The 7,660-nt window shown below is 41.6% G+C and carries 7 protein-coding genes; 2 read left to right on the forward strand and 5 right to left on the reverse strand.

The window, feature by feature from the left end:
* Positions 1 to 23: 23 nt before the first annotated feature.
* Together pepV and P855_RS0110345 are read right to left on the reverse strand one after the other, a co-directional pair.
* On the reverse strand, positions 24 to 1,409 hold the full coding sequence (gene pepV / locus P855_RS0110340; protein ID WP_028783506.1) for a dipeptidase PepV: 1,386 nt from the start codon (positions 1,407 to 1,409) through the stop codon (positions 24 to 26).
* Positions 1,406 to 2,431 carry a potassium channel family protein gene (locus tag P855_RS0110345; protein WP_028783507.1) on the reverse strand — a complete coding sequence of 342 codons (1,026 nt, stop codon included), beginning with the start codon at positions 2,429 to 2,431 and terminating at the stop codon, positions 1,406 to 1,408. Before P855_RS0110345 ends, pepV begins: the two co-directional genes overlap by 4 nt.
* Positions 2,432 to 2,581: 150 nt before the next feature.
* On the opposite strand from P855_RS0110345, the gene P855_RS0110350 reads away from it, so the two are divergent.
* Positions 2,582 to 2,821, forward strand: a complete 240-nt coding sequence (locus P855_RS0110350) for a DeoR/GlpR family DNA-binding transcription regulator (protein ID WP_037985766.1) — start codon at positions 2,582 to 2,584, stop codon at positions 2,819 to 2,821.
* Between the two features lie 51 nt (positions 2,822 to 2,872).
* Here P855_RS0110350 and P855_RS0110355 read toward each other — a convergent pair whose 3' ends face one another.
* Complete coding sequence (locus tag P855_RS0110355; RefSeq protein WP_028783509.1) at positions 2,873 to 3,592, reverse strand: pseudouridine synthase; 720 nt, start codon at positions 3,590 to 3,592, stop codon at positions 2,873 to 2,875.
* The gene (locus tag P855_RS0110360) at positions 3,582 to 5,228 is read right to left on the reverse strand and encodes a putative polysaccharide biosynthesis protein (protein ID WP_028783510.1); all 1,647 of its coding nucleotides are present in this window, start codon (positions 5,226 to 5,228) and stop codon (positions 3,582 to 3,584) included. Before P855_RS0110360 ends, P855_RS0110355 begins: the two co-directional genes overlap by 11 nt.
* Before the next feature lie 106 nt (positions 5,229 to 5,334).
* Here P855_RS0110360 and P855_RS0110365 point away from each other — a divergent pair, with 106 nt between their 5' ends.
* On the forward strand, positions 5,335 to 6,597 hold the full coding sequence (locus P855_RS0110365; RefSeq protein WP_028783511.1) for an NAD(P)/FAD-dependent oxidoreductase: 1,263 nt from the start codon (positions 5,335 to 5,337) through the stop codon (positions 6,595 to 6,597).
* Between the two features lie 22 nt (positions 6,598 to 6,619).
* Here P855_RS0110365 and P855_RS0110370 read toward each other — a convergent pair whose 3' ends face one another.
* Positions 6,620 to 6,862, reverse strand: a complete 243-nt coding sequence (locus P855_RS0110370; RefSeq protein ID WP_028783512.1) for a hypothetical protein — start codon at positions 6,860 to 6,862, stop codon at positions 6,620 to 6,622.
* Between the last annotated feature and the right edge of the window lie 798 nt (positions 6,863 to 7,660).

Genomic DNA, 7,660 nt, shown 5'->3' on the forward strand with positions numbered 1-7,660 from the left:
CCTCTCTTTTTATAGATGTCTCGTCATTTTGACAGTTGATAAATCGCTTCTGCATAAATAGCAATGGCTTTTATCATGTCATCCATGCGAACATGTTCATCTGTCTGGTGGGCGGTGTCCGGACTATCTGTAAACATTGCGCCGTATGCTACGCCGGCTTTCAAGGCTCTTGCATAGGTCGCTCCTCCGATTGCTTCTGCCCTCCGCTCACTGCCTGTCTGTTTATTGAATATATCTAATAACGTCTTTACCCCGGGGTGGTCTTCATCCATATATAATGGGAAGAGATGATCATAAAGTTCGTAGCTTCCTTTCTGAATTGCTGCCGTTTCTTTCATTTTGTTAATAATCCCTTCACCATCACTGGTAACTGGATAACGGATGTTGATACCGGCAGTGATGTCACCATTTTGATAGGCAAAAGATCCAAGATTGATTGTCAATGCCCCTGAAGCTTTATCCTGCGCGTTTATTCCGAAATTCGCACCTGTCGTTTCACCGAATTGTACGGCTAACCAGGAGAAAAACTCCTTTGCTTCTTTCGATAAAGGCAGTTGTTTCAAAAACTTGGCCAAATCGATAACAGCATTGATACCTTGTTCCGGTTTACTGGCATGAACACCTTTACCTTTAATATTCACTTCCACCTTATTTCCGTACCTATTTATTTCTCCCTTCACCTGCCGTGTGTGAAGAAAACCTTTAAACTCTTCCTCCAGATTATAAGCAGCACTAACCTGCAGCTTTGCTTTCGCAGTTTCAGGCACCATATTCAGGCGATCTCCACCTTTCATACTTTCGACCTGTATAACATTATCGGGAGATTGATTAAATGAAGGAAGTCGTAAATATCCATCGATCAATCCTTTTTCAGCATGAATGACAGGAAATGAAGCATCAGGAGAAAATCCGAACTCGGGCATTTCCTCCTGCCTGAAATAATAATCAATTCCCTGCCAATCTCTTTCCTCATCGGTCCCTATAATAAGACGTACTCTTTTTTTCGGCTCAAAACCTTGGTCTTTCAATAGTTTCATGGCAATATACGCAGCCATTACAGGACCTTTATCATCCTGCGCACCCCGGGCAAATAGCTTGCCGTCTCTGATTACAGGTTCAAATGGGTTACTGCTCCAGCCTCCACCGGCAGGTACGACATCAAGATGACCGAGAATTCCTATGAGGCCCTTCCCGTGACCATACTCTATGTGACCGGCATAGCCTGAAATGTTTTTTACTGAAAATCCATCTTCCTGGCCGATAGAAAGCATTTCCTTCAACACATCATCCACGGGTTTTCCAAAGGGATAACGTTCATCATCCTCATACACGCTGGGAATACGTAAGATTCTTTTAACTTTTTCTTCAAATTCCACCTGGTAGTCAGAAGCTAATGTAATAAATTTCATTCTGCTCCCTCGTTTCCAATGATTTTCTGATAAGTGACATGATCGCATATAGCGAAAAGCCTTGCTTTTTCGGGTATTGGTTCATCTAATCGCCGATTGATGTTCAAATCATTACCATCCGCAATTAATGTGGCTCCTTTATGCAATAAAGACTCAAAAGCATCTCGATAGGTCTTCCAATCTTTACGTTTAGGTATTAAATATAAATCATCTCCATGCGATCGGCTTAATAACTGACCATATATATTGGATACCCCATTCATAAAGGCTGATCTTACCGCCAATGAAGATACTGTTTCATTCGACACAATGAACTCGTCTACCTTAACATGTTTGAAGTTTTTGATATGAGCTTCTTCCATCACTTCCACAATCGTATGGACATCTGGTGCCAATGCCTCTACAGTGGAGGCAATCAACAAAGTTTTTCCATCAATCAATTGATCATCATTAATACGGTCATCTGCAAATATCATCACTGCTTTAGCAGAAGCTGCATTGGCTTTTACTAAAATATCCTTCTGAGAGGCATTACCTTTTATGTAGTGGATATTGTCTTTTAGGAAGGGAGCCTCTTTTAAATCATCTATAATGACTACCTCAGCATTTTCATACGTATCCATAATTTCTTTAATTGCAAAAGAGGCCTTTTGTGACCAGCCGATGATAATATAATGATTTTTCTCTTTATACACGATATCACCTTCCAAGCGTTTTTTTCGGAAGCTAGCAAAACCGTCAACCACTTTCCCTATAACGACACCAATTAAGCCTATCCCTAAAATATATAGGGTAACAGCTATCAAGCGACCAGCTATGGTAACTGGATAATAGTCCCCGTAACCTACCGTAGTTACGGTAGTCATTACCCACCAGAAACCATCAAAGTAAGTAGGAAAGTTTTCTTTTTCCACACTGACTATTAAAATCGTACTGATGATGATGAGCATCCCGCTAGATAGAAATAATACATAATTATTAATATTGACCATCTTGGCTAGCAACTTGCGAAGTATGTACATAACCTGCTCCCCTTTCTTAAAGTAATAGCTGTGTAAATTTAGTGAAATATCTGTAAATTCAAGCTCATTTTGTAGCATATATCATAATTTTTGGTGTAAACTATAAATAACTTCATAGGTTAGTATCACCCGCACATACAATTCCAACGAATGAATCTAAGGAGTGGTTTTTTGAATCATTCATCATCCCGTATGCTTAACCGTATTAAATCTGTTTATCTTTATATCAGAGAGAATGGGGTAGTTACGACTTCACAGCTAGCGGAAGAGTTCGGCATCACCGAACGTACAGCTCAAAGGGATTTGACAATTCTGGAATATAATGGTTTAGTGGATAGTCCACATCGCGGAAAATGGGCAACAACAGAAAAGAAAGTAAAAATTTCCTGAATAAATCAGAAAGTCACCCGGTCCACATGGCCGGGTGCTTTTTTATCCTTCCTAGAGGTTGGTTATTTCTTTCAAGTAAGTTACTTCTTCTTCCGATAATTCACGATACTCTCCTGGCTCCAGGTCTTCATCCAGCTGGAGCGTGCCCATGCTCATCCGTTTCAAATAGATAACGCGTTTTCCTACAGCTTCAAACATCCGTTTCACCTGATGGTATTTTCCTTCCGTAATGGTGAGTTCTATTTCCGATTCAGGGCCGGAGGCCAAAATTTTAAGCACACCTGGTTTGGTTACATACCCATCGTCAAGCGTGACCCCTTGTTTGAATTTCTTTATATCCGAATCCGTCACTTCACCATCTATGGTTGCATAATAAGTTTTATCGATATCTTTTTTCGGAGAAGTAAGTCTATGGGAAAGTTGCCCATCATTTGTAATTAGCAGCAGTCCTTCAGTATCTTTATCCAATCGTCCTACAGGGAATGGCTGGAATATAAGATCTTCAGGCTGCAATATCTCAATAACAGTTTCTTCTACTGTATCTTCCGTCGCTGATACAAGCCCACCTGGTTTATTCATCATCAAATAAATATATTCACGGTACTCAACCGGTTCCCCATAGACAGTGACCTGATCTTTATCAGGATTGACATGTGTCTTTGGACTATTCACAGTTTCTTCATTGACTCTGACATTACTTGATTTCAAAAGCGACTTTACTTCTTTTCTTGTGCCGTATCCCATATGAGCTAACAATTTATCAATGCGCATCATTTTCCTCCTGACTATTTTTCTTATTCAAGAACCGGTCCAATATTCTTATTTTACCGCCGAGTACCCTTTCCAGCAAAGTGGACTTATAGGCAAGCCACAGATAGCTTCCACCACCGATAACTACACCGGCAACCAAGACAACCAAAGCATCTAAGCGGCTTTCCAGTGGGTTCAGGAACATACCCAGCAGTAATTTAATAATCCATAGCAGGATTGCCATGATGGCTGTGAAAATTATTACTAGCAATGCGCGTTTAAATAAAGGCTGCATTGGGAAGTCTGCTTTTTTTCTTACCCTCCATAAATTAAGAAAAACAGCTGCGCCAACAGCAAGCAGAGTAGCAAAGATGGAACCTTTAGCTCCGAATGCTAAAATGAGCGGAATATTCAACGAAGCTTTAATAATCATGCCAGCAGTAAGACTGAAGACTGTAAAATTTTGTTGGTTAATGCCCTGCAGTACTGCGGCACTGACAGAAAATAATCCAAATAACAAGGAGGCAGGTGCGTACCAGGCCAGCCACATTCCTTTCATTTCAACGCCCTCGACACCATATAACGCACCATACGCTTCTCCGGATAATACAATCAGCCCTACCACAGCAGGGACAATCAATAAAATAACAATCTGAAAAACCTGGTTCATCTGCTTATGAAGGAGATGAACTTTTTGTTCTGTAAATGATGCTGTTACAGCTGGCAGCATAGATAAGGACAGTCCTGTTGCAAGTGTCATTGGAATAATGACAAGCTTATGTCCATACATCACAATAGCTGCATATGCGGTATCGGCAAGTTCCCCTTTTCCAGCTACGAACATGGCATCCTGGAACGTCAGGTTATCGATGAGCTGATAAAGCGGTATTGCTATCCCGACCAGTACAAACGGACCAGCATAACCAAGTAGTTCCTTGAACATTTTCTTTTGAGGAATATTATATGAGTATTCCTGCTGCTCAAGATGGCGGTCTAAGTATGGTTTGCGTTTTTTCCAGTAGACATACAATACGATTACTGAAGCAATTGCACCGATAAATGCAGCAAAGGTGGCGAAACCGACGGCCAATTCAATAGAACCGTTGAATATTTCTCTGACCACAAACACCGCAATCAAAAGAAATGCAATCCTGGCGACCTGTTCAATCACCTGGGATACGGCAGTTGGTGCCATGGATTCGTGACCTTGGAAAAACCCTCTCACTATACTCATACCCGGGATGATCAACAGAGCGAAACTAACCATTTGAATAACCCTGGTCGCATCTGTTAATGCAATTGTACTGCTTTCCTCATTCATAAAAGATTTTGCCAGCAGCTCAGCTCCAAAGAACATGATCAGGAACGCAACCAAACCGCTGAAAGCCATCAATTGCATCCCGGACTTCAATATTTTCCTGCTTGTTTCATAATCTCCGAGTGAATTATACTTAGAAACGAATTTAGAAACGGCTAGCGGTACTCCTAATGTGGATATACTGATGAATATCGTGTATGGTATATATGCAAAACCATATAACGTACCACCGGTGTCGCCTACCATTGCCTCAAAAGGGATAAGATAAATCATCCCTAAAAATTTTGATAAAAATGTAGCTCCAGTCAGGAGCATGGTCCCTTTTACTATTTTCGACATTTCTATTTATTCCACCTTCAATGATTGTAGAGTCGAACGAATCTATTTTACCATAAATAAAGATGATGCAAATCAAATAACATCATGATTGAAAGGAATGACTACATTGTCCTATGAAACAGCCATCATTGGCGGGGGACCCTCAGGCTTGATGGCAGCAATTGCTTCTGCTGAGCAAGGTGCCTCCACTATATTGATCGATAAGGGAAAAAAACTTGGGAATAAACTTGCTATATCCGGAGGAGGGAGATGTAATGTGACCAACAGACTTCCTCAAGACGAAGTAATTAAGCATATTCCTGGTAACGGCAAGTTCCTATACAGTGCGTTTTCGGTGTTTAATAATTACGACATCATTGACTTCTTTGAAGAATTAGGAGTGGCATTAAAAGAGGAAGATCACGGCCGGATGTTCCCGGCAAGCAATAAAGCAAAGGACGTGGTCAACGCCTTGCTTCACCGGCTGGATGAGTTAAACGTTGAGATAAGAACGAACACTCCAGTGGAAGCGATCGATTATGGCGAAAAGAGCCATACGATAATTCTAAAAGAAAAAGAAAAAATTACAACTAAAGCGATTGTGCTAGCTGTGGGAGGAAAATCAGTCCCCCATACCGGCAGCACAGGTGATGGTTATGCCTGGGCCAAAAAAGCAGGACACACGATTACAGAGCTGTATCCAACTGAAGTACCGTTAATTTCCTATGACCGTGTTATCAAGCAAAAATCCTTGCAAGGTTTATCATTACGAGATGTAGCTGTATCGGTTTTCAACAAAAAAGGAAAAGCAATTATCACCCATCAAATGGATATGATTTTCACCCACTTTGGACTTTCCGGACCTGCTATATTGCGGTGTTCACAGTATGTAGTAAAAGAATTCATGAAGGGGAATCGACCTGTTAAAGTAGAAATCGATACGCTCCCTGAGAAAAAAGAAATGGAATTAATAGAAGAGCTGCAAACCTTAGTAAAAGAGCATCCGAAGAAAAGTATGCGTAATTTGGTAAAGGGGATTGTTCCCGAACGCCTGATAGACTATACCTTAGACAAAGCAGGGGTCGAATCGGATGATAAAGCAGCAAATATATCCAATGAACAAATAAGAAAGTTCGTTGACGAACTAAAACATTTTACCGTTACCATACATGACACTCAATCGATTGAAAAAGCGTTTGTAACCGGTGGGGGAGTATCTATTAAAGAAGTAATTCCAAACACCATGCAATCAAAGTTAATGACTGGACTATATTTCTGCGGAGAAATCCTGGATATCCACGGCTATACAGGGGGGTATAACATTACTTCCGCTATGGTTACTGGAAGGGTAGCCGGCATGCATGCCGCTTGGGAAGCACTCGGTAGATAAAATAAGAAAAACGAGTGGCCCTCTAAGAGAGGCTTCTCGTTTTTCTTTGCAGGTAGGCCTGCTCCCTACCCAATTCTCTATTAATCAATATATTGATTTCTTCTCGCTTTTCATGGGTTATTTCCGGATCGGACTCATTCCAGTCCATCGCACAAAGAAAATAATAATTACGTATCCGCTTCAAATAAAAGGTAGTATTCGGAAACTGGTCAAAGTACCCTCTGACGACTCCTCTTCTATCGTATGCCCAGCGAATTAATTTCATACACACCACCCGAACGTATATTCTGTAACGCATTATATAATATCAGATAAGTCTGTCGGGGGCAACTAGTGTTTTCTGTGGATCTGCTTCACAATTTTTTCATGAAGAGGCTTATTCAACTAAAGGGACGAATTGTGGAAGACTCAGTTTCAAAGTAATTTGGGTTCGTTACCGAGACAGGGGAAAGGGTGGCTGGGAAACGATTCGCTTTCCAGCTTCATCGCCTAGACACTCGCGACATAAGCAGCCCATCAACAGGAAGAAAGAACACTTCCTTTTTGATGTTCTGCTTATGCGTGTCGTGTCTACCAAGGCGATTACGCATTCATTTCTTTCCTGTGGGGGAGGCTGGCAAGCCTCCTCGGCCGTTTCACACGATCTGTGGGGTCTCGCCTAGCCCCTTCTCCCATGGGAGTCTCACCGTTTCCCCGCCACCTTATCCATATTTTGACGAACGAACCCTACGTTATGAGAAGATATCTTCCGCATTTTCTGCATGAAAAGCTCAATGATTCAGGACATAAGCTCTTTTCAGCTGTTAAGATGGTGGTTCCGCATATCGATGTTTCCGTTAGTCTTACAAACGCAAGGAGGGCCGGGAAATTGCGAGACTCCAATGGGAGGATAGGACATGGTGAGATCCCGCAAGGCGGAGCCTGAGGAAGCTCACCGTCCGCCCATGGAAAGCGAGTGATTTCCCGGACCTCCAAACGCCCATCACCATAACGGAAACAGTTTCTCTCGAAACTGAGTATTCCATAAAAGGGAGCTTTAACAGAGTCATCTCTATAAAACAAA

This window comes from Thalassobacillus devorans MSP14 (assembly GCF_000496835.1).
Classification (GTDB): domain Bacteria; phylum Bacillota; class Bacilli; order Bacillales; family Halobacillaceae; genus Thalassobacillus; species Thalassobacillus devorans_B.

Coding starts and splice junctions, on each gene's coding strand:
- pepV (WP_028783506.1), bottom strand. CDS start 1,409: ATGAAATTTATTACATTAGCTTCTGACTACCAGGTGGAATTTGAAGAA.
- P855_RS0110345 (WP_028783507.1), bottom strand. CDS start 2,431: ATGTACATACTTCGCAAGTTGCTAGCCAAGATGGTCAATATTAATAAT.
- P855_RS0110350 (WP_037985766.1), top strand. CDS start 2,582: ATGAATCTAAGGAGTGGTTTTTTGAATCATTCATCATCCCGTATGCTT.
- P855_RS0110355 (WP_028783509.1), bottom strand. CDS start 3,592: ATGCGCATTGATAAATTGTTAGCTCATATGGGATACGGCACAAGAAAA.
- P855_RS0110360 (WP_028783510.1), bottom strand. CDS start 5,228: ATGTCGAAAATAGTAAAAGGGACCATGCTCCTGACTGGAGCTACATTT.
- P855_RS0110370 (WP_028783512.1), bottom strand. CDS start 6,862: ATGAAATTAATTCGCTGGGCATACGATAGAAGAGGAGTCGTCAGAGGG.